The 22,810-nt window shown below is 68.3% G+C and carries 12 protein-coding genes; 10 read left to right on the top strand and 2 right to left on the bottom strand.

Annotated features, from left to right (window positions below; all coding sequences use genetic code 11):
- The 10 genes from scpA to H7J86_RS30595 all read left to right on the top strand — a co-directional run bounded on the left by scpA (position 1) and on the right by H7J86_RS30595 (position 20,749).
- Positions 1-2,250: a methylmalonyl-CoA mutase gene (gene scpA, locus H7J86_RS30640; RefSeq protein ID WP_090357969.1), complete on the top strand. Its 2,250-nt coding sequence runs from the start codon at positions 1-3 to the stop codon at positions 2,248-2,250.
- Complete coding sequence (meaB, locus tag H7J86_RS30635; RefSeq protein ID WP_267295566.1) at positions 2,250-3,260, top strand: methylmalonyl Co-A mutase-associated GTPase MeaB; 1,011 nt, start codon at positions 2,250-2,252, stop codon at positions 3,258-3,260. Before scpA ends, meaB begins: the two co-directional genes overlap by 1 nt.
- A 282-nt stretch (positions 3,261-3,542) precedes the next feature.
- Positions 3,543-4,694: a hypothetical protein gene (locus H7J86_RS30630; protein WP_090357965.1), complete on the top strand. Its 1,152-nt coding sequence runs from the start codon at positions 3,543-3,545 to the stop codon at positions 4,692-4,694.
- A 255-nt stretch (positions 4,695-4,949) separates the two neighbouring features.
- Complete coding sequence (lipL, locus tag H7J86_RS30625) at positions 4,950-6,245, top strand: esterase/beta-lactamase LipL (protein ID WP_372517355.1); 1,296 nt, start codon at positions 4,950-4,952, stop codon at positions 6,243-6,245.
- A 759-nt stretch (positions 6,246-7,004) separates the two neighbouring features.
- Positions 7,005-13,286, top strand: a complete 6,282-nt coding sequence (gene pks2 / locus H7J86_RS30620; protein WP_267295564.1) for a sulfolipid-1 biosynthesis phthioceranic/hydroxyphthioceranic acid synthase — start codon at positions 7,005-7,007, stop codon at positions 13,284-13,286.
- A 62-nt stretch (positions 13,287-13,348) separates the two neighbouring features.
- Complete coding sequence (locus tag H7J86_RS30615; protein ID WP_170847255.1) at positions 13,349-14,809, top strand: condensation domain-containing protein; 1,461 nt, start codon at positions 13,349-13,351, stop codon at positions 14,807-14,809.
- A 29-nt stretch (positions 14,810-14,838) separates the two neighbouring features.
- Positions 14,839-16,227, top strand: a complete 1,389-nt coding sequence (locus tag H7J86_RS30610; protein WP_187095393.1) for a hypothetical protein — start codon at positions 14,839-14,841, stop codon at positions 16,225-16,227.
- Between the two features lie 21 nt (positions 16,228-16,248).
- Complete coding sequence (locus tag H7J86_RS30605; protein ID WP_267295562.1) at positions 16,249-17,592, top strand: WS/DGAT/MGAT family O-acyltransferase; 1,344 nt, start codon at positions 16,249-16,251, stop codon at positions 17,590-17,592.
- 53 nt (positions 17,593-17,645) lie between these two features.
- Positions 17,646-19,400, top strand: coding sequence for an AMP-binding protein (locus H7J86_RS30600; protein WP_267295560.1), 1,755 nt, complete (start codon positions 17,646-17,648; stop codon positions 19,398-19,400).
- A 14-nt stretch (positions 19,401-19,414) separates the two neighbouring features.
- Positions 19,415-20,749: a condensation domain-containing protein gene (locus H7J86_RS30595; protein ID WP_267295558.1), complete on the top strand. Its 1,335-nt coding sequence runs from the start codon at positions 19,415-19,417 to the stop codon at positions 20,747-20,749.
- Here H7J86_RS30595 and H7J86_RS30590 read toward each other — a convergent pair.
- A complete protein-coding gene (locus H7J86_RS30590; RefSeq protein WP_090357951.1) occupies positions 20,746-21,993 on the bottom strand; it encodes a glycosyltransferase in 1,248 nt (415 codons plus the stop codon). The genes H7J86_RS30595 and H7J86_RS30590 overlap by 4 nt on opposite strands.
- A gap of 52 nt (positions 21,994-22,045) precedes the next feature.
- Entirely contained in the window at positions 22,046-22,780 is a 735-nt protein-coding gene (locus H7J86_RS30585; protein ID WP_090357949.1) for a hypothetical protein, read from the bottom strand.
- Positions 22,781-22,810 lie beyond the last annotated feature (30 nt).

The following is a 22,810-nucleotide window of genomic DNA, read 5'->3' as shown; positions in this document are numbered from 1 at the left end:
ATGACGACTTCCACCGGAATCGAGAGCTTCGCCGACGTACCCCTGCACGGTGACGGCGCCCCGGCCGTACCCACCGCGGAAGCCGTCGCCGATCTCACCGCCGCGGCAGCCGCGGCGCATGGTTACACCGCTGAGCAGCTCGTCTGGGCAACCCCGGAGGGTATCGAGGTCAAGCCGGTGTACACCGCCGAAGACCGGGCCGCGGCGACCGCCGCCGGCTACCCGCTGGACAGTTTCCCGGGTGAGCCGCCGTTCATCCGCGGCCCGTACCCGACCATGTACGTCAACCAGCCGTGGACCGTCCGGCAGTACGCGGGATTCTCCACCGCCGCCGAATCCAACGCGTTCTACCGCCGCAACCTGGCCGCCGGCCAGAAGGGCCTGTCGGTGGCCTTCGACCTGGCCACGCACCGCGGGTACGACTCCGACCATCCCCGGGTGGCCGGCGATGTCGGTATGGCCGGGGTGGCGATCGACTCGATCCTGGACATGCGCCAGCTCTTCGACGGCATCGATCTGGGCACCGTGTCGGTGTCGATGACGATGAACGGTGCCGTACTGCCGATCCTGGCGCTGTACGTGGTGGCGGCCGAGGAACAGGGGGTGCCGCCGGAGAAGCTGGCCGGGACCATCCAGAACGACATCCTCAAAGAGTTCATGGTCCGCAACACCTACATCTATCCGCCCAAGCCGTCCATGCGGATCATCTCCGACATCTTCGGGTACACCAGCGCCAAGATGCCGAAGTTCAACAGCATCTCGATCTCGGGCTATCACATCCAGGAGGCCGGGGCGACGGCCGACCTGGAGCTGGCCTACACGCTGGCCGACGGTGTCGAGTACCTCAAGGCGGGCCTGGACGCCGGCCTGGACATCGACAAGTTCGCGCCCCGGCTGTCGTTCTTCTGGGGCATCGGGATGAACTTCTTCATGGAGGTCGCCAAGCTGCGCGCGGGCCGGCTGCTGTGGAGCGAGCTGGTCTCGCAGTTCGACCCCAAGAGCTCGAAATCCCTTTCCCTGCGCACCCATTCGCAGACCTCGGGCTGGTCGCTGACCGCCCAAGATCCGTTCAACAATGTCGCCCGCACGTGTATCGAGGCGATGGCCGCGACCCAGGGGCACACCCAGTCGTTGCACACCAACGCCCTCGACGAGGCGCTGGCGTTGCCGACGGACTTCTCGGCCCGCATCGCCCGCAACACCCAGCTGCTGCTGCAGCAGGAATCCGGCACCACCCGGCCGATCGACCCGTGGGGCGGCTCGTACTACGTCGAGTGGCTCACCCACCAGCTGGCCGAGAAGGCGCGCGCGCATATCGCCGAGGTCGCCGAGCACGGCGGCATGGCGCAGGCGATCGGTGAGGGCATCCCGAAGCTGCGCATCGAGGAGGCCGCCGCCCGCACCCAGGCCCGGATCGATTCGGGTGCACAGCCCCTGATCGGGGTGAACAAGTACCAGGTCGCCGAGGATCAGGAGATCGAGGTCCTCAAGGTGGAGAACAGCCGGGTGCGGGCCGAGCAGCTGGCCAAGCTGGAGCAACTCCGCGCGGAAAGAGATGAGCGCGCGACACAATCCGCACTGGCCGAACTGACCCGTGCGGCCTCGGCTCAGGGGCCGGCCGGCGAGGACGGGCTGGGCAACAACCTGCTGGCCCTGGCCATCAACGCGGCCCGGGCGCAGGCCACTCTCGGCGAGATCTCCGATGCGCTGGAGCAGGTGTACGGCCGGCACCAGGCCGAGATCCGGACCATCGCCGGGGTGTACCGCGATGAGGTGGGAAACGGTGGCAACGTGAGCACGGCAACGGAATTGGTCGAGAAGTTCGCCGAGGCCGACGGCCGCCGGCCGCGCATCCTGGTCGCCAAGATGGGCCAGGACGGTCACGACCGCGGCCAGAAGGTGATCGCCACCGCGTTCGCCGATATCGGCTTCGACGTGGACGTCGGCTCGTTGTTCTCCACCCCGGAGGAGGTGGCCCAGCAGGCCGCCGACAACGACGTGCACGTCGTCGGGGTGTCGTCGCTGGCGGCCGGGCATCTGACGCTGGTGCCCGCGCTGCGTGACGCGCTGGCCGCGGTGGGCCGGCCCGACATCATGATCGTGGTCGGTGGGGTCATCCCGCCCGGGGACTTCGACGAGCTGTACGCCGCGGGCGCGACGGCGATCTTCCCGCCCGGCACCGTCATCGCCGAGGCGGCGATCGGGCTGCTCGGCAAGCTCGCCGAGCGGTTGGGTTACCAGCTGAGCTAGTGGTAGCCGACACCGAAGCACTCGCCGCGGCCATCCGCAGGGGCGATCGCGCCGCCCTCGCGCGGGCGATCACCCTGCTCGAATCGACCCGCACCGACCACCGCGAACAGGCGCAGCAGCTGCTGCTGGAGCTGTCCCCCGCAAGCGGGAGGTACCCCCAGCCCGAGGCCGACACCACCATCCGCGTGGGTATCACCGGTGTGCCCGGGGTGGGGAAGTCGACCACCATCGAGGCGCTGGGCATGCACCTCATCGAGCGCGGGCATCGCGTCGCCGTGCTGGCCGTCGACCCGTCGTCCACCCGCACCGGCGGATCGATTCTCGGGGACAAGACGCGGATGGCCCGGCTGGCCGTGCACCCTGACGCCTATATCCGGCCGTCGCCGACGTCGGGCACGCTGGGCGGGGTGGCCCGGGCCACCCGGGAGACCATCGTGCTGCTGGAAGCGGCCGGGTTCGACGTGATCCTGGTCGAGACGGTCGGGGTGGGCCAGTCCGAGGTGACGGTGGCCAATATGGTCGACACCTTCGTCTTCCTCACGCTGGCACGCACCGGTGATCAGCTGCAGGGCATCAAGAAGGGTGTCCTGGAGCTCGCCGACGTGGTGGTGGTGAACAAGGCGGACGGCAAGCACGCCGTGGAGGCCGCCGCGGCCGCCCGCGAGCTGACCGCCGCGCTGCGCCTCATCTATCCGCGCGAGACGCTCTGGCGCCCGCCGGTTCTCACCATGAGTGCGCTGACCGGGGACGGCCTGGCGCAGCTGTGGGACACCGTGGAGGAACACGGCAGAGTGCTCAGGCAGGCGGGGGAGTTCGAGGCCCGCCGCCGCGCTCAGCAGGTCGAGTGGACCTGGGCGATGGTGCGCGACGCCGTCCTGGACCGCGTGCTGTCGCACCCGGCGGTCCGCCGATCGCGTGCCGAGATCGAGCGCCGGGTGCGCGACGGCGAGCTGACACCGACGCTGGCAGCGCAGGAGATTCTGGACGCCGCCGACGGGCCGCGGGCCTGACTCGGGTTCGCCGCCAAGGCTTCTCGGTCGGCGCCATCGGCTACTGCGGGTATAGGATTCGGTTGCCGGTGATGACGAATTTGTGCCTGTCCCGGCAAATGAACCATCAGGTGCAGGGACAGCAAACCTAAAGCCGCCGAGATCAACGTCCCCACACCGCCAGAACTACCGACGCCAGCAACGATTACTTTCTTTGGCTAAGCGCATGCGAATGTTTGACGTCCACGGCAATATGGTGACCCGCAGCTGTCCACGGTCGTTATCCCTCGGAGGTTCCAGGCGTTGACCCAAATCTTCCTTTCCACCTGGGGACAGAACGACAACATCGGGGATTCCATCCTGCGGCGCGGTCTGCTGCGCAGTTTTCAGGAGATGGACGGGGTCGAGCTGCACGTCCACGTGGGGCGGCGCGAACCCGGGGAGTCGAATGACGAGGGATATCTGAGCGCACTGGGCCTGCGCGGTGACGAGGTCCTGTACGACCGGACGATCGACTGGCTCAGGGGTGCCTCGACCCGGGTCTTCGCCAAACGCACCATCATCGTGCTGCCGGCCGGCGAGATCGTCTATCCCAAGTTCGGTAAGCGCATGGTGGCGGCGGGCAATCTGTTGATGGCGCTGGCACCGCGAGTCCGGGGTGGCACCGCGCTGCAGGTCGGTGCCGGGGTGCGGATGTCCTCGGTGGGTGAGCAGGCGAAAGCCGGTACTCGGCGGGTCAGCGATGTGGTGGCCGTCCCGATGCTGGAACGGGTTTCGCGCCGTGCGATGGCCATGGTGGCGTGGCGGGACTCCGCCACCCGACGTTCCTTCGGGGTCGGTGACGTGCTGCCGGACTGGGCGTTCGGGGAGGGCGCCGATCCGCGACTCGGCGGCCTCGGGCCCGCCCCGGCGCAGCGCAAACTCCTGGCCGTCACCACCCGGTGGGACCGGGGGGAGCTGACCGGCGACAAGATCGCGCAGTTACACCGCTTGGCGGACCGTCACGATCTCACGCTCCAGGTGTACAGCCAGGTGCGCCGCGATCGCGAGCACACGGTGCGGCTGGCCCAGACGCTGCACCCGGGTACCGAACCCGTGCTGTTCGAGGACCAGAGCCACGCCGAGTGGGAGCATCAGGTGCGCGCGCTGCATCGCCAGTCCGCCATCGTCGCCAGTGATCGCGCGCACGCGCTGATCATCGGCGCCACCGAGGGCGCCGTCCCGGTGGCGATCTCGAATTGGACCACGGAAAAGCCGGTGCGCACCGTGCGGGCAGGCGGTATCTCGGTGCCGCTGGATTCGGATTCCTCTGTCGAATCGGTCGAGACATATGTGACTGCTCAGCTAGCGGAGCAGACCTCGATCGAGCGCCCGATCATCAATGCGCGCGAGCAAATCGCGGAAGCCCGTATCCGAATGCGGGCAATTGTGAGCAAGGCCGAATCCGCGTTGTGAGTTCGCCCGTCACCGGTGTCCGCCGTCGGTGGGCCGGGGGAGTGGCCGACGTTCGTCGCGGCCACGGGTGTACGCTTGGGAAATCAAAGATGTTGTGCCCCAATTCTTTTCGCGCCATACGAGATGTCGCGACGGGGCGACCCGGCCCGGGCCGGGACTGGCCGGAAACCGCGGGCGGATGCGGAATATGCACGACCTCACGGATAGGTAACACCTCTCGATAGTTAGCTGTGCATGCGAGTAAATTAGTTAGCTGTGACGTATGCAACAGACGGTGGGCGCAGTGTGGCGCCCCTGCACGATGTCGATGGCGCGATGCTGTCGGACCGGGTGCACGGGGCCGCCGACCCCAGCTTCGCCTGCGTGGTGCGGGCCTTCGGCCAATTGTTCGGACACCGCCACTTCGGTGGTGGCGCACTGTCGGTCTACCTGGACGGGGTCCCGGTCGTCGATGTGTGGACCGGCTGGTCCGACCGTCGGGGTCACCACCCCTGGATGGCCGACACCGGTGCGATGGTGTTCTCGGCCACCAAAGGCCTGGCCTCGACCGTCATCCACCGGCTCGTCGATCGCGGTCTCATCGACTACGACGCGCCCGTCGCCGAGTACTGGCCGGAGTTCGCGGCCAACGGTAAAGCCGCGATCACCGTCCGGGACGTCATGCGGCACCGGGCCGGGCTGTCACAGCTGGGCTCCGTCACCAAGGCCGAACTACTCGACCACGAATTGATGGAGGCGCGCGTCGCAGCCGCGCGGCCGGGCCTTTTCCACGGGCGACCGGCCTATCACGCACTCACCTACGGCTGGCTGCTGGCCGGTTTGGCCCGCGGGGCCACCGGCAGCGGCCTGCGCGAGCTCTTCCGCTCCGAGTTGGCCGCCCCGCTGGGCGTCGACGGTGTGTATCTGGGCCGTCCGCCCGCCGCAGCGCCGACCCAGCCGGCGCGGATCATCGGGCCTCAGGGTGTGTGGGAGAACCCGATCTTCAACGCGGTCGCGCCGCATATCGCCGCCCTGCCCCTGTCCGGCGGCTTCGGTGCCATGTACTTCCCGGGGATGCGGTCGATGGTCCAGGGGGACATGCCACTGCTGGACAGTGAGATGGCGTCGGCCAACGGGGTGGTCACCGCACGTGCGCTCGCCCGCGTGTACGGAGCCATCGCCAATGGCGGTGAACTCGACGGGACGCGGTTTCTGTCGCCCGCGTTGGTGGAGGGCCTCACCGGGCCGCCCAGCCTGCATCCCGACGGCGCCATGCTCATGCCGATGTCCTTTCATCTGGGCTACCACGGCCTGCCCATTCCCGGAGTGCTCCCCGGATTCGGCCATGTCGGCCTGGGCGGCTCACTGGGCTGGGCCGATCCCACTTCCGGGCTCGCCATCGGGTACGTCCACAACCGCCTGCTGACGCCGATGCTGGTCGCCGACCAGGCCGGATTCGTGGCTACCGCTGCGTTGATCCGGCGGGCGGCCGCGCAGGCGCGCAAACGGGGTTTTGCCGCGATTCCGCAGTTCGGCACGCCTTTCTCCTGCCCTGCCTCGGCGGTCGGCTAGACCGTCCGCGCGGCCGCTCCAGATTTTGCCTGGGCGTGAAACTAACTGTTCAGTAAGATCGCGGCCGAGTATTGCTGGGGCCCTGTGAGGCACCTGGTGGCGCATGTGCGCCAAGGCATCGGTGGCCGACGTCACTTCCGAACCCCGCGAGGTTTCCTGGGTGTCGTTACCCTTCGATATTCGTTACCTACTGGTGAGTTGCCATCGGCTGTGATCGAGGTAACCACGAGGTGCAAAGGGTCGGTGGCGTGGCGCGCGCCTGGGGCGGATGTTACTCGTGTTTCTGCTGCTAGGTGCCATCTGTGACGGCGTTTCGCACTGGGTGAACACTCGTTCGTCACCGGCTCGCCATGTTGCGGCAAATAATTTACGTTAGCTGCTATTATTAGCTATAGTATGTCGTGGCTAATGTCGATCCCAGCTAAGTGACGTGCGCCACATTTACTGAAACGTCAATTTCTGCGTCTCCTCGCAGGTTACGGGCGTATCCGGAAGTAGCTAGGCGATCTTGATATTGCTCGTGTAGCCTGCGCGTCGCGGCGTTTGAAACTGTAGAGTCCTTAGGGGATTTGCTCGGTTTTTAACGTCATCGTCAACGGAGACGGCTACGCTACCGACTCACCGACACGTTTCGGCACTGGGGCGGAGAAAGGATCTGGGCAGCGCAGTGCGGCGCACATGAGGCACACATGGGTCCAAGAGCCGTATCTGATGCTCGCTCGTCTTTGAGAATTACCGTCCGAAAGAGGTTGTAACCACGTGGTTGAGACACCTGTCACAGCTGTCGCCGTCATCGGTATGGCGGTTCGGTTGCCTGGCGGAATCGACTCACCCGAGCAGATGTGGCAGGCGCTGCTGCGCGGCGACGATTACGTCACCACTGTTCCGCTCGAACGCTGGGATGCCGAAGAGCACTACGACCCCGAGGTCGGGGTCCCCGGGCGCTCGGTCTCCAAGTGGGGCGCGTTCCTCGACGATGTCGCGGGCTTCGATGCCGACTTCTTCGGCATCGGCGACCGGGAAGCGACCGCAGCCGATCCGCAGCACCGTCTCCTGCTGGAAACCGCATGGGAGGCGGTGGAGCACGCCGGTATCGATCCCGCGACCCTGGACGGATCGCTGACCGGTGTGTTCATGGGTCTGACGACCAATGACTACCAACTGATCGCCGCCGATGCGCACGCCATCGAGGGGCCGTACGGCTTCACCCACAACAACTACTCCATGGCGTCCGGCCGGGTGGCCTACCACATGGGGTTGCGCGGCCCGGCGTTCACCGTCGACTCGGCATGCTCATCGGGTCTGCTGGCACTGCACATGGCCACGCGCAGTCTGCACATCGGCGAGAGCGACCTGGTGCTGGCCGGCGGCGCCCACATCATCCTCGACCCGCGCAAGTACGCCTCGGCGTCCGCGCAGGGCATGCTGTCCGGAACCGGGCGGTGCCGGGCCTTCGACGAGAACGCCGACGGCTTCGTCTTCGCCGAGGCGAGCGCCGTCCTGCTGCTGAAGCGACTGTCGGACGCCGAACGCGACGGCGACCGCATCCTGGCCGTCGTCCGGGGCACCGCCGCCAACCAGGACGGTCACACCGTCAACATCCTGACGCCCTCCAACGAGTCCCAGACGGCCGTCTACCGGGCGGCACTGGACTCGGGCGCGATCGACCCGGGCACCGTGGGCTTCGTCGAGGCACACGGCACCGGGACGCCGGTGGGCGACCCGATCGAGTTCAAGAGCCTGGCCGACGTCTACGGCGGTACCGGACCCATCGCGATCGGCTCGTTGAAGACGAACTTCGGCCACAGCCAGTCCGCGTCGGGCGTGGTGGGTGTGATCAAGAGCGTGCTGGCGCTGCAGCACGGCGTCATTCCGCCGAACCTGCACTTCACCCGGATGCCCGAGGAGATGGAACGCCTCGGCACCGAATTCTTCGTCCCCACCGAGACCACCCCGTTCCCCGACAAGGGCGGCCGTCCGCGCCGGGCGGCGGTGTCGGCGTACGGGATCTCCGGATCCAACGCGCACGCCGTGCTGGAGCAGGCGCCACAGGCCGCCGACGTGCCCGCCGCCGACGGCGCACCGGGTTCCCTTCTCTTCGCGCTGTCTTCCACCTCTGCCGACGAACTGCGGCGCACCGCGGGCCGGCTGGCCGACTGGGTGGCCGCCCACCCGGATGTGGATCTGCACGATCTCGGCTACACCCTGGCCCGTCGTCGCTCGCACCGGTCGGTGCGCACGACGGTGGTGGCCGATTCCACCGAGTCGCTGATCGCCGCGCTGCGTGAGGTCGCCGCCGGCGGAGCGCCCTACGAGGCCGCCGTCGGGGCCGATGACCGCGGCCCGGTCTGGGTCTTCTCCGGACAGGGTTCGCAGTGGGCCGGCATGGGCGCCGGCCTGCTGGCCACAGAACCGGTGTTCGCGGCCACCGTCGCCGCTTTGGAGCCCTTGATCGCCGAGGAGTCCGGCTTCTCGGTCACCGAGGCGATGTCCGCGCCCGAGACCGTCACCGGGATCGGCAAGGTCCAGCCCACCGTCTTCGCGGTACAGGTCGCCCTGGTGGCCACCCTGAAGGCCTACGGGGTGACCCCCGGTGCGGTGATCGGGCACTCGATGGGGGAGATCGCCGCCGCGGTGGCGGCCGACGTGCTGTCCCTGGAAGACGCCGTCAAGGTCATCTGCCGCCGCTCGCAGTTGATGAGCCGGGTGGCCGGCACCGGAGCGATGGCTTCGGTGGAACTGCCCGCCAAGCAGGTGCTCTCCGAACTGCAGGCCCGCGGTGTCAACGATGTCGTCCTGGCCGTGGTGGCCTCGCCGACCTCGACCGTCGTCGGCGGTGCCAAGGAGTCCGTCCTCGAGCTGGTGGCCGAGTGGGAACGCCGCGAGATCATGGCACGTGAGGTGGCCGTGGACGTCGCCTCGCACACCCCGCAGGTGGACCCGATCCTCGACGACCTCGCCGATGCCCTCGCGGACCTGGACCCGGGTGACCCGAGCGTCCCGTACTACTCGGCGACCATGTACGACCCGCGCGACCTGGTGGACTGGGATGCCGACTACTGGGTGGACAACCTGCGCCACACTGTGCGCTTCGCCGCGGCGGTGCAGGCCGCCCTGGAGGACGGCTATCGGGTGTTCAACGAGCTGTCCCCGCATCCGCTGCTGACCCACGCGGTCGACCAGACGGCCCGCTCGCTGGACATCACCTTTGCGGCGCTGGCCAGCGTCCGCCGTCAGCAGGAGCTCCCGCACGGGTTGCTGGGTGTGGTGGCCGATCTGCACAACGCCGGGGCCAAGGTGGACTTCTCGGTGCTGTACCCGACCGGTCGCCTCGTCGATGCTCCGCTACCGACGTGGACCCGGCGTCCGTTGATGCTGGTGCGCGATCCGAACGAGCTGCCCCCGGGCGGTGCCACGCTGTCGGTGCACCCCCTGCTGGGCGCCCATGTGCGGCTGCCGGAAGAGCCGGAGCGGCACGCCTGGCAGTCCGATGTGGGCACCGACACCCAGCCGTGGTTGGGCGACCACCAGGTGCACAACGTCGCCGCACTCCCGGGTGCCGCCTACTGCGAGATGGCCCTGTCGGCCGCCGCGACGGTGCTCGGCGACGGCGCCGAGGTGCACGACATCAGCTTCGACGAGATGCTGCTGCTGGAAGACCACACCGTGGTGTCGGCGGCTTCCACCGTCTCCGCGCCGGGCGCGGCCGACTTCCAGGTCGAGACCTACCACCAGGGTGAGAAGGTGCAGCGGGCGGCCGCCGTGCTGCGCGCCGGTGACGCCGAGGTGCCTGCCGGCCGTGACATCGACGCACTGCTGGCCGCTCACCCGAAGCGGCTGGACGGGGCCGAACTGCGGGTCTGGTACAGCCAGCGCGGTATCCAGTACGGACCGGCGTTCGCGGGCCTGGTGGCGGTCAACGTCAACGACGGTGAGAGCGGGCCGGACGATTCGGTGCTCGCGGAGGTGTCGCTGCCCGGGTCGATCCGGTCCCAGCAGGCCGCCTACGGCGTGCATCCCGCACTGCTGGATGCCTGCTTCCAGGCCGTCGGCGCCCATCCCGCGATCTTCGGTGACGCCTTCGGTTCGCTGCTGCTGCCGATGGGTGTGGCCAAGCTCCGCAGCTACGGTTCGACGCGCAATGTGCACTACTGCCATGCCCGGCTGACCAGTGTCACGGCCGCGACGGTCGAGGTGGATCTGGATCTGCTCGACGAAGACGGCAACGTCCTGCTCGCGGTCACCGGCCTGCGGCTGGGGAGCGGTGTGTCGGACACCGGCCGGTTGGAGCGCACCTTCAACGAGCGCTTGCTGACCATCGAGTGGGGCCAGCAGGAGCTGCCCGAGGTGGAATACGCGAATCCGGGCAGCTGGCTGCTGATCAGCACATCGGATGCCGCGGACCTGCTGGCCACCAAACTTGCCGACGCCATCAAGGCGCACGGTGTGGACGTCACCACGATGGTGTGGCCGCAGCATTCCGACCATGACGCCCAGGCTGTGCGGCTGCGTGAACTGTTGGCCTCCAACGTGTTCGGCGATGTGCTGGTGGTGACCCCGCCGCGGCGCGGCGTCACCGATCAGCAGTCCGGGGTGCGCGGCGGGGACACCGTCCGGCACCTGGTGCACATCGCCAGGGAGCTGCCCGAGGTGCCCGGTCAGGCGCCGCGCCTGCACGTCGTCACGCGCAACGCCCAGACGGTGCTGCCCGACGACTCCGCCAACCTGGACGAGGCCGGGCTGCGTGGCCTGGTGCGGGTGATCGGTACCGAACACCCGCAGCTGCGGGTCACCCAGATCGACGTCGACGACTACACCGACGCCACCCCGGTGGCGGCGCAGCTGGTGTCGGGCTCGGATGAGGACGAGACGGCGTGGCGCGGCGGAAAGTGGTTCGCGGCCCGTCTGGTGTCGGGGCCGTTGCGTCCGGAGGAGCGCCGGACCGCGGTGGTGAACCCGGCCCGCGACGGACTCCGTCTGCAGATCCGGACCCCCGGCGATATCGAGACCCTCGAGCTGGCCGCCTTCGAGCGCGTCGCTCCCGGGCCCGGTCAGATCGAGGTCGCGGTGACGGCGTCGAACCTGAACTTCGCCGACGTGCTGATCGCCTTCGGCCGGTACCCGAGCTTCGAGGGCCGCCAGCCCAAGCTCGGCGGTGACTTCGCGGGTGTCGTCACCGCGGTCGGCCCGGGCGTGGTCGGCCACAAGGTGGGCGACCGGGTCGGTGGCGTCTCCGCCGTCGGCACGTGGGCGACCTTCGTCACCTGCGACGCCAACCTGGCCGTGACACTGCCGCCCGGCCTGCCGACCAATCGGGCCGCGGCGGTGCCGAGTGCCCACGCCACCGCCTGGTACGGCCTGCACGACCTGGCCCGGATCGCCGCCGGTGACAAGGTGCTGATCCACTCCGGCACCGGTGGTGTCGGTCAGGCCGCCATCGCCATCGCGCGGGCCGCCGGTGCCGAGATCTATGCCACCGCGGGCAGCGAAGCGCGCCGGGAACTGTTGCGCGGCATGGGCATCGAGCATGTCTACGACTCGCGCAGCACGGAATTCGCCGCACAGATCCGCCGCGACACCGATGGCTACGGCGTGGATATCGTGCTGAACTCGCTGACCGGCGCGGCTCAGCGGGCCGGGCTGGAGCTGCTGTCGTTCGGCGGCCGGTTCGTCGAGATCGGCAAGCGCGATATCTACGGCGACACCCGGTTGGGTCTCTTCCCGTTCCGGCGCAACCTGTCGTTCTACGCCGTCGACCTCGCGTTGCTGTCGCTGACCAACCCGGACACGGTGCATCGCCTGCTCGAGGTCTGCTACCAGCAGATCGCCGACGGTGTCCTGCCGCTGCCGGAGACCACGCACTACCCGCTGGAGGACGGCGCCACCGCAATCCGCGTCATGGGTGCGGCCGAGCACACCGGCAAGCTCGTGCTCGACATGCCCCACGGCGGGCAGATCCAGGCGGTGGTCCCGCCGGAGGAGGCCCAGGTCCTGCGCGGCGACGGCGCCTACATCGTGACCGGCGGTCTGGGTGGGCTCGGCCTGTTCCTGGCCGAGAAGCTGGGTGCCGCGGGAGCGGGGAGGATCGTGCTCAACGGCCGGTCCGCGCCCTCGCAGCACGCCCAGGAGATCATCGACCGGATCCGGCGCGGCGGTACCGAGGTGGAGGTGTCACTCGGTGACATCGCCGAGCAGGAGACCGCCGACCGTCTGGTGGTGGCCGCCTGCGCCACCGGCCTGCCGCTGCGCGGGGTGCTGCACGGCGCAGCGGTCGTCGAGGACGCCGCCCTGCTGAACATCTCCGACGAGCTCGTCGAACGCGACTGGGCGCCGAAGGTGTACGGCGCCTGGAATCTGCACACCGCGACGGCCAAGCAGCAACTCGACTGGTTCTGCATGTTCTCGTCGGCTGCGGCACTGGTCGGGTCGCCCGGCCAGGGCGCGTACGCGGCGGCCAACAGCTGGCTGGACGCTTTCGCACACTGGCGGCGCAGCGAAGGCCTGCCCGCCACGGCCATCGCGTGGGGGCCCTGGGCGGAGATCGGCGCCGGCACCGGCCTGGCATCCGAGAGCGGCGAGGCCGCCATCGGGCCCGACGAAGGTGCGTACGCCTTTGACCGGCTGCTGCGGCACGATCGGGCCTACACCGGCTACGCTTCGTTGTCAGGGACGTCGTGGATCACCGCGTTCGCACAGAACACGCGATTCGCCGAGGCGTTCCGGTCAACCGGTCCGCGAAGCGGCGGTACCAGCAGTGCGTTCCTGGCGGAGCTGCACGATCTGCCGCGCGAAGAGTGGCCGGCCAGGATGCGCAAGATGGTCGTCGAGCAGGTCAGTTTGATTCTGCGGCGTGCGGTGGATCCCGACCGCCCGCTGACCGAATATGGTCTCGATTCCCTGGGGACTCTCGAGGTACGCACCCGCATCGAGGCGGAAACAGGTATTCGTATTGGTTCAGCAGATATCAGCACCGTTCGGGCGCTGACGGAGCGCCTCGTCGGCGCTTTGGCGCCCGACTCGCCAGTATCGGTCCCGTCGTGAGGACGGAGAGCGCATCGATGCGCACCCCGTCCGACGACGTCGTCCAGGTAGGAGACCAATAAGTGGTTGCGATGAAGCCGATACAAGAGTGGATCGGTGAACCAGGTGTGGTGATCTCTTGGCATCCGTCGCGCGCGTCGCTGGCGAAGGTGCGAGAGGCGCCGGTCAGCGATGTGCCCACCAGCTATCAGCAGGAACAGCATCTGCTTGCCTATCGCAAGCATCTGGCCGAGGGCACCGATATGGCCCGGCTCATCATCCCGGGCTGGGATGTGCCCGGGCAGTGCGATGTGCGCGCGATGACGCATGTGATCAACGCCTATCTGCGCAGGCATGACACGTTCCACAGTTGGTTCGAGTTCGCCGGCTCCGCTGGAGACCCTGAGACCGGCGAGATCATCCGGCACACCGTGACCAACCCGCGCGATATCAAGTTCGTGGCGACCGAGCACGGCGAGATGGCGGCCGCCGAATGGCGCGACCACGTGATGTCGACCCCGGACCCCTGGCAGTGGGACTGCTTCCACTTCGGTGTCATCCAGCGGGCCGACCATTTCACCATCTACATCAGCGTCGACCACGTGCACACCGATGCGATGTTCATCGGGCTGGCGTTCGTCGAGATCCACATGATGTACGACGCGCTGGTGCGCGGCGAGGCGCCGTTGCAGCTTCCCGAGGCGGGCAGCTACGCCGAGTACTGCATCGCGCAGCGCCAGTACACCGCCGATCTGACCACCGATTCCGACGAGGTACGCGGGTGGATCGACTTCCTCGAACTCAACGGCGGCACGCTGCCCGGGTTCTCGCTGCCGCTGGGCGACGCGTCGGTGACGCACTCCGGTGACGTCATCACCCTGCAGCTGCTCGATCAGGACCAGACCGACAAGTTCGAGAAGGCGTGCACCGCGGCCGGTGCGCGGTTCAGCGGCGGCGTCTTCGCCTGCGGTGCCCTGGCGCATGCGGCCCTGACCGGTGAGGACACCTACTCGGTGATCACACCGACCACGACGCGGCGCACCCAGCTCGACTTCATGACCACGGGCTGGTTCACCGGCCTGGTGCCGATCGCGGTCCCGGTGGACATCACGTCGTTCGCGGATACCGCGCTGGCGGCCCAGGCATCGTTCGACGGCGGGATGGATCTGGCGCACGTTCCGTTCGAACGCGTCCTGGAACTGGCGGCCGACGAGGGGGTTCGTCCGCCGGATCCCGGTACCCCGATGTTGTCGTTCATCGACGTCGGCATGCTGCTGCCGGGCGTCATCGAGCACTTCCAGAGCCTGGGCGGCCGGATCTACAGTGATCCCCGGTCCGCGTACCAGGTCGGCATGTGGGTGAACCGGGGGGAGAAGGAGACGACGGTGACGGTCGCCTTCCCGAACAACTCGATCGCCCGGGAGTCGGTGCTGCGCTACGTCGAGTCGATGCGCGAGGTCTACCTGCGGGTGATCGACGGACTGGTTCCGGTGGAATCCTTCACCGACACCGATGCGGCCGATCTCGACCTCAAGACCGCCTGACCGCATTTCTTCATGGAGGTGACGGTGCGATGACGCGTGCCACCACAACGCCGGGCGCCACGAGCAATCCGGACGCCGCACGACAAGACGATGTGCTCTCGTTCACCGATCAGGTGATGTTCCTGGCCCTGCGCGCCACCGGCGCGGAGTCGGTGGTCCAGGCCAACTGGATCTACGAGCATCCCATCGACTACGACGGCCTGCGTAAGTTCTTCGACGGCATGGGCTACGGGCTGATGGGCCGGTGCATCGAGCCCTCCCCGCTGCCGTTCGGGCGGCACCGCTGGGTGACGGTGCACGGACCGCAGCAGGAGCTGGAGATCGCCGAGCCACGTCCGCGTTCCGAACTCAGCGACTGGGTCGACGAGCGGACGGCGATGCCGCTGGATCCCGAGCACGGTCCGAGTTGGCATATCGGCGTGCTGCCGATGACCGACGGTTCCACCGCGGTATCGCTGACCGCCTCGCACTGCACCGGTGACGGCAGCGCCGGGGTGCTCGCCCTGCTGGAGGCGGCGCACCAGGCCCGGCTGCATCACGGCTGGAACCCGCCGAAGAGCCGGACCCGGCGACAGGCCGTCGTCGAGGATCTACGCGTCACGGTGCGCGGACTGCCCGAGCTGGGCCGCACCCTGGTCGCGGCCGCCAAACTCGCCTACGCCCGCCGCCACGAGATCTCCCGCTCCGGCGCGGTGCGGGTCGCCAAGCCGACAGGTCCCGATCACCTGGTGAAGGTGCCTGCGCTCTCGGTGTTCATCCCGACCGCGGAGTGGGACGCGCGCGCGGAAAGCCTTGGTGGAAACAGCTATTCGCTGGTGGCCGGCTTCGCCGCCAAGTTGTCCGAACGCCTGGGCCGGCACCGCGTCGAGGACGGTCTGGTGACGCTCAACGTGCCGCAGGCCGACCGGCAGTTCGGCGACACCCGCGCCAACGCGGTGAAACTGGCCGATATCGTCGTCGACCCGACCAAGGTGACCACCGACCTGTCCCACGCCCGCGCGGCACTGAAGGCGGGCATCACCGCGGCCCGCGAGGTGCCGGACGAGACGTTGCAGCTGCTGCCGCTGGTCCCGTGGGTGCCCAAACGGGCCGTGCACGCGGTGGCCGATGTGGTGTTCGGGTTCTCCGCGGATATGCCGGTGTCGTGCTCCAACATGGGCGAGCTGCCCCCCGACGTCGCCCTGGCCGACGGTACCCCGGCCGAATACATGTTCTTCCGCGGCGTCGACCGCACCATCACCCGGCACTCGCTGGAAAAGCGCGGTGGCCTGCTCACCGTGGTGGCCCTGCGCCTCAACGGCACCATCGCGCTCAGCGTCGTCGCCTACAAACCCGGCGCGGAGAACTCCAAGCCGTGGTTACGTGATGTGATCATCAGCACGCTCGCGGAATTCGGCCTGTCCGGCCCGGTCGAGTAACGGCAGATCCCAGGAGTGCAGATGGACAACCGCCTGGCCCTGTTCGACGAAGGCATGGTCCGGTCGTTGAACGCCACCGGTCGGATGCAGACGATCCAGTGTGTCTGGGTCTACGAGCGCCCTGTCGACATGGAGGGCGTGCGGCGCTTCCACCGCAATTTCGGTTACGGCATGGCCGGCCGGCGCATCGAGCGTTCGCCGTTGCCGTTCGGCCGGTATCGGTGGGTGGCCACACCGGGACCGGCGTCCCCGCTGGAGGTCAACGAGACGCCGATCCCGCGCGAGGACCTCAACGACTGGATCGATTTCCGGTCCCAGATCCACGTCGACGCCGAGGAGGGCCCGGGTTGGCATATCGCCGTCCAGCCGCTCGACGACGGCTCGACGGCGGTCTGCGTGGTGGGCACGCACTGCCTGGGTGACGGCGTCGGCGCCGCACTCGCGGTGTGGGCGGCCGTGATCGACAACAAGATCGACATCGGTTATCCCGCACCGTATTCCCGCCGCACCGGGCGCGCCATCGCGGCCGACCTGCGCGATACCGTGCGCGAGCTGCCGCAGGCGGCGCGGGCGGCGGCCAAACTGGTCAAGCTCGTCCGCGAAGGCGCCAAGAACGCCCCCGCGGATACGGGCGGGAGCACACCCGCGCCGAGGAAGAAGCCCACCGGTCCCGACGAGCCCGTCCTGGTGCCGTGGACCTCGGTCTGGATCGACCCCGCGCTCTGGGAGGAGCGGGCCCACGCCCTGGGCGGTAACACCTACGCGCTGCTGGCGGGTTTCGCGGCCCGGCTGGGCGAACGGTTGGACCGCCGCGGCCCCGACGGCAGCGTGACGTTGATGATCGCCAAGGCCGACCGCGGTGACAAGGACTATCGCGCCAACGCGATGTCGCTGACCAACGTCAAGGTCGACCCGACCCCGGTGACCAAGGATCTGAGCGCCGTGCGGGCTGCCGTGCGCGAGGCGCTCAAGACCAACGAGGAGACGCCCAATCCGCTCCTGGACGTGCTACCGCTGGTGCCTTTGCTACCGCGCAAGGCCGTCCGGCTGTTGGCCGACAGCATCGTGGGTGCCAATGACCTGCCCGTCACCTGCTCGAATATCGGTGTCATGCCCGAAGCCCTGACCTCGGTGGATGGCACCCCCGCGGACTTCACCGTGTTCCGCGGCGTCGATCAGGGACTCACCCGGCACTTCCTGGAACTCAGCGGCGGCCAGTTGGTTGTGGTTTCCGTGCTGGTAGGTGGCAAAATCAACATCGGCGTCGAGGCGTACAAGCCCGGTGCCGAAAACTCCAAGGCCCTCCTTCGGGAGCTGGTCGCCGACACCCTGGCCGAATTCGAACTCACCGGCGAGATTCGATAGCACGCCGGCCGTGCTGACTGACAGAGCGTGATGACTGATAGAGGTTTATGCCCATGACACAGAGTTCTCTCGTCGGTGTGCTGCGCGAACGCGCCAGTCTGCAGCCCGATGACCTGGCATATACCTATCTGAACTACGAGGTCGATCCCGACGGTGTCGCCATCAGCCTCACCTGGGCCCAGCTGCACCGGCGGGTGCACAGCCTGGCCTGGGAACTTCGCCAGCTCGCCGAGATCGGCGAACGCGCCGTCATCGTCGCGCCGCAGGGGCTGGAGTACGTCGTCGCGTTCCTGGCCACGCTGCAGGCCGGTCTGATCGGGGTCCCGCTGTCGGTGCCGCAGGCGGGTAAGGGTGGCCGACACGACGAGCGCATCGCCGCCGTCATCGAGGACTCGGCCCCGGCCATCCTGCTCACCACGTCGGCGGTCACCGAATCGCTGACCGAATACGCCGTCGCCATCGGCGACCGGCCCGCCCCGGCGATCGTCGAGGTCGACAAGCTGGACCTCGACGAGCGGCGTAAGAACCTCAAGTCGCGCGAAGAGTTCCCGGAGACGGCATACCTGCAGTACACCTCCGGGTCCACCCGCACCCCGGCCGGCGTGATGGTCACCAACGCCAATGTGTCGGCGAACTTCGAGCAGTTCGTGCACGACCAGTTCGGGGCGTTCGGACACATCGCGCCCGCGGGCACGACGGTGGCCATCTGGCTGCCGTTCTACCACGATATGGGCCTGCTCTTCGGGATCGGCTATCCCATCCTGGGCGGTTGGCACACCGTGTTCACCACCCCGATGGCGTTCACGGCCAAGCCGGCCCGCTGGGTGCAGATGATGGCGAGCTACCCGAATGTGCTGACCGCCGGCCCCAACTTCGCCTTCGAGCTGGCCGCGAGCCGTACCACCGATGAGGATATGGCCGGACTGGACCTCGGCGGGGTGGCCGCCCTGGTCAGCGGTGCCGAGCGGGTGCACGAGGCCACGCTGCGCCGCTTCGCAAAGCGGTTCGCCAAGTTCAACTTCAACCCCGAGGTGCTCAAGCCGTCCTACGGCCTGGCCGAGGCCACTCTCTATGTCGCCACCCGTGCGGCCGGCAGTCCGCCGAACGTGGCCGCTTTCGACGCCGACAAGCTGGCCGCTGGGCACGCCGAGCGCTGCGCGTTGGAGGACGGCACCGCGCTGGTCAGCTACGGCACGGAAACCTCACCGCTGGTGCGCATCGTCGACCCGGAGACCGGCGTGGAATGCCCGGCCGGGATCATTGGTGAGATCTGGACCTACGGCGAGAACAACTGCCTCGGCTACTGGCGCAAGCCGGAGCAGACCGAGCGGGTCTTCAAAGCCGAGATCGTCGGCCCGACCGCGGGTACGCCCGCGGGGCCGTGGTTGCGCACCGGCGACCTCGGGGTGATCTCCGAGGGTGAGCTGTTCATCGTCGGCCGGATCAAGGATCTGCTGATCGTGCGCGGCCGCAACCACTACCCGGACGACATCGAGTCCACCATCACTGAGATCACCGGGGGCCGGGTGGCCGCCTTCTCGGTCGAGGAGGACAACACCGAGCAGCTGGTGGCGATCATCGAGATCAAGAAGCGTGAGCAGATCGCCGAGGACGAGCTGGCGTCCATCAAACGCGATGTGGCGACCGCGGTTTCGGAGACACACGGGATCAGCGCCGCGGATCTGGTCTTCGTGTCGGGCGGTTCGATCCCGCTGACCACCAGCGGTAAGGTGCGCCGGTCGTCGTCGGCGGAGTTGTACCGCAATCGCCAGTTCGACCGGCTGGACGACAAAGTTCAGTCGGCCTGAGACCGTCGGGTTTCGTGACAGGGACAGACAACACCCTCGCCTATATCGACCAGACGTCGTTCCACGGACTGCAGGCCCTCGGCCGCGGACCCATCATGCAGTACACGTGGATCTACCGGCGGCCGATCGACATGGCCGGCGTGCAGCGTTTCCACCGCAACCTGGCGGGCACCCTGCTGGGCCGGCGCATCGAGTGCTCGCCCCTGCCGATCGGCAGGCATCGGTGGGTGGCCGCGGCGGAGCCGCCGGGGATCGACACCTACGCCGAGCCGCGGACCCGCGAGCAGGTGTGGGACTTCGCCGACGAGCACGTGGCCCTGCCGATCGACCCGGCGAGCGGGCCGGGGTGGCGCCTCGGGGTCCAACCCCTGACCGACGGTGGCGCCGCGCTGAGCCTGACGGCGTCGCATTCGTTGGCCGACGGTCAGGGCTTCTCGATGGCCGTCGCCGACGCCGTCAACGGGGTGGTACTGGATCTCGGCTATCCACCGCCGGGGTCGCGGCCGCGCGGCAAGGCGCTGCGTGAGGACGGCGTGCAGGTGTTGCGGGCGGTGCCGTCGATGGGACGCGCGATCGCGGCCACCGTCGCGGTCGCACGCAGTGAGCGCGCGGATCTGGCGACCTCGTTCCGGACCGCGGCGCAGCCACCGCGCGACGGTGACGACCGCCCGGTGGTGGCGCCGAACGTCACGGCTTTCGTCGATATCGATGACTGGGATCGGACCGCGAAAGCCCTTGGTGGGACCAGTAATTCACTGTTCGCCGGGCTCGCGGCGCGGCTCGGTGCCCGGCGCGGCCGGGTGGCCGCCGACGGGCTGGTCAAACTCTCCTGGCCGGTCAGTGAGCGGCAGCCGGGGGATACCCGCGCCAATGCGCTCATCGCCACGCATATGACCGCCGATCCGGCCGTGGTCACCGCCGACCTCGTGGGTGTCCGCGCGGCGATGAAACAGGCGCTGTCGGAATCCGCCGAGATGTCGGCCCGGCTGATGGGGCCGCTGCCGCTGACGCCGCTCACCCCGAAGGCGTTGGTGCGCCGCCTCGAAGCCATGGTGGTGTCGGTGAACAGCCCGATCGGCTGCTCGAACATGGGGGAGCTCGACCCCGCGGTGAACCGGCCTGACGGCACCGACGCCGACTACATCTCGCTGCGGCTGCTGGAACCGCGAATCACCTCACGCGACCTCAATCAGATGAACGGGTACCTGGGACTGGTGTCGGGCCGGCTGCACGGACGGGTCTTCGTCGCGGCGGGCGGCTGGACTGTGGGCGGCGACAACTCGCGCGCCGCGATCCGGGACGCGCTGGCCGGCGCCTTGGACGATTTCGGGCTCGCGGCGACGTTCTAGCCGGCCCGGACGGGGCGTGCCGCGTGCTCGATCAGATCGGCTGCCGAGGCCACGCTCTGCGCCGGCGTGGCCAGACCGGCGGCGAACTCGCGGGCCCGCCGGGCGACGGCCGGATCCAGCACGGTCCGCAGCGCGGCGGTGAGCGACTTCTTGTTCATCGAGGTGAACCGTTGCGAGGTACCGATTTTCAGCTTGCGCACGGCCCTCGCCCATACCGGCTGATCGGCGGACACCCACAACACCAGGGTGGGCACACCGGCTCGGGCGCCCGCGGCGGTGGTTCCGGCACCACCGTGGTGCACGACGGCCCGGCAGGCCGGGAACACCGCGGAGTGGTTCACCGCGCCGACCAGCTTGACGTGCTCGGCGGCCGCGATCTCGTCGAGTTCCCAGACGCCGGCGCTGATCAGCGCGCGTTCACCCAGTTCGGCGCAGACCTGGGTGATCATGGCGACCGCGTCGGCGGGGGACTCCACCGGCATGCTGCCGAAGCCGAAGTAGATCGGCGGGGTGCCGGCGTTGATCCAGGAGGTCACCTCCTCGTCGATGGCCGTCTCCAGGCCCAGGGTGATCGCGCCGACCAGGGGACGCGTGCCGCCCCACTCCTGCGCCAGGCCGGGGAAGAAGGTCGGGTCGTAGGCCTGGATCTCCAGCGCCCCCGCCTCGACGATGCGCCGCGCGGACCGGATGTTGGTGGCCGGCAAGCCCAGGGTGCGGCGCTGGGCGTCCTCGGCGGACTTGCCGAGTCGCCACAGGGCCCACTCGCCGACGGCGAAGCTGGGTTTGATGGCCCACGACGGTAGCGGTACCGCCAGCAGGTGGCTGTTGGGCCGGGCCGGGAAGTAGTGCAGGGCCGCCATCGGGATGTCGTAGTGCTCGGCGACGTTGGCGGCCACCTCCTGATAGGTGGTTCCGGTCAGGATGAGGTCGGCGTCGGCGGCCAGCTCGGTGAGGGTGGCGTTCATATCCGCCCACCCGTCGGTGTAGTAGGCGATGCCCTCCTTGATGGCGGCCACCGGGTTCTTCAGCTTCCAATAGTTCTGGAACGCGTCGCTTTCCACCTGCTTCTGGGAGTCGACACCATAGGCGACGGCGGGTCCCAGGCCGACCGACTCCACGAAGCCGATGAGATTGGGCGGCACGGCGATCTTGACCTCGTGACCCCGGTTGCGCAGTTCGCGCGCCACCGCGGCGCAGGGTTCGACGTCGCCGCGCGTGCCGTGGACTGCCACAACGATTCTCATGAGCGGGAAGTCTATTCGGTACCGGCGTACGCCGGGTCGGCCGATCGGGCGGTCAGCGACTGGCTCTGCTGAACCACTTCGTCTTGACCCGCCAGGAATGCGCCGAGGTCAGGGCGAAGCCCGCCGCGCACCCACAGGCGAAGATCCAGACCAGCGTGCCGCCGTCCCAGATCTGCAACGGGACGACGTAGGCGGTGACGATCCGGATGGCACAGGCCAGGATGCCGCTCGCCGAGGCGACCAGATAGACATTGGCGATGGCCCGTGACTTGGGGTCTTTACGCAGCACCAGCAGGGCGCGCACCCCATAGCCGAGCAGATAGATCAGCATGCCGCAGACCATCAGCCAGTACAGGCTGAGCCAGAAATCGGTGGGTACCTCGAAGAAGTCGGCGCGGTACACCGTGGCGCCGTTGCTCAGCGAGAAGGCGGCCAGCATCAGCGGGATGCACAGCGTGGCCGGGCGCTCGATGTACTGCTTGAACGAGCTCTGCATGGCGTGGTCGTCCTGCAACCTGCCGACGGCGTTGTAGACGATGGCCGACGCCGCGACGATGTAGCAGTCGTGCCCGATGTAGTCCTCGAGGTTCCACATACCGGTCATCGCGTGCAGCAGTTTGCCCAGGGTTTCCGAGGCCAGCGGCGACATCAGCAGAACCGCCAGGCCCTGTAACGCGATGTTGAGCGTCGCGGCAACTTCCCAGCGGCACGACCACGTGACGCGACGGATCCACAGGCTCCACGCGATACACGCCAAGGTGATCGCGATGAGGATGGTCAGTTGCATCTGTGTCGCCTTCGAGCTGAATTATTGTCA

The sequence above is a fragment of the Mycobacterium hackensackense genome, assembly GCF_025822555.1.
Lineage (GTDB): Bacteria > Actinomycetota > Actinomycetes > Mycobacteriales > Mycobacteriaceae > Mycobacterium > Mycobacterium fluoranthenivorans.
The sequence above is the reverse complement of the archived record's forward strand: the minus strand, read 5'-3'. Positions and strand labels throughout refer to the sequence as shown.

Bases quoted from the DNA above. Each gene is read 5' to 3' on its own strand.
- scpA (WP_090357969.1), top strand. From the start codon at position 1: ATGACGACTTCCACCGGAATCGAGAGCTTCGCCGACGTACCCCTGCAC.
- H7J86_RS30610 (WP_187095393.1), top strand. From the start codon at position 14,839: ATGACGCGTGCCACCACAACGCCGGGCGCCACGAGCAATCCGGACGCC.
- H7J86_RS30605 (WP_267295562.1), top strand. From the start codon at position 16,249: ATGGACAACCGCCTGGCCCTGTTCGACGAAGGCATGGTCCGGTCGTTG.
- H7J86_RS30600 (WP_267295560.1), top strand. From the start codon at position 17,646: ATGACACAGAGTTCTCTCGTCGGTGTGCTGCGCGAACGCGCCAGTCTG.
- H7J86_RS30590 (WP_090357951.1), bottom strand. From the start codon at position 21,993: ATGAGAATCGTTGTGGCAGTCCACGGCACGCGCGGCGACGTCGAACCC.
- H7J86_RS30585 (WP_090357949.1), bottom strand. From the start codon at position 22,780: ATGCAACTGACCATCCTCATCGCGATCACCTTGGCGTGTATCGCGTGG.